General features: G+C 45.5%; 1 pseudogene. It reads left to right on the top strand.

The features are described 5' to 3' along the window. Positions 1 to 54: 54 nt before the first annotated feature. Positions 55 to 429: pseudogene (locus tag BIY37_RS13650) on the top strand (site-specific DNA-methyltransferase); the annotation flags it as partial.

The following is a 429-nucleotide window of genomic DNA, read 5'->3' on the forward strand; positions in this document are numbered from 1 at the left end:
CCCAAGAGGGGAATAAAAAAGTCCCCTCCTCGGAGGGGAAACAGGGGTGGGTTGATGGCAAAGCACGAAGGCTTTAGATACTGCCCGGACGAGCATATTTACTGGAAACAGGGCCGCTCCACTGAAAAGGATTATATTTTTATCACTACGCAGTTTGTTACGGTACAGTTTCTGGATAAGATTCACGAAGAAATGAAACCGGACGAAAGCCTCCTGATTTGTTGTAAATCCTTCCAGGAGGTTTGCGAAAATCGTTACGCCAATATCACCATAAAAAAGATTCCAAAGATGTTGCTCGGCAGGTGTGAATTTGGGAAGGAAGATTATAGCTTGAATATTGTCAATTTGCCTGAACACACCCATGGCTCCTCCCAAGAGGGGAATTTGAAGAAGAACCCCTCCCAGGAGGGAAATAGCAACACAGAGAAC

The sequence above is a fragment of the Candidatus Brocadia sapporoensis genome, assembly GCF_001753675.2.
In the GTDB taxonomy this organism is placed as follows: Bacteria; Planctomycetota; Brocadiia; order Brocadiales; family Brocadiaceae; genus Brocadia; species Brocadia sapporoensis.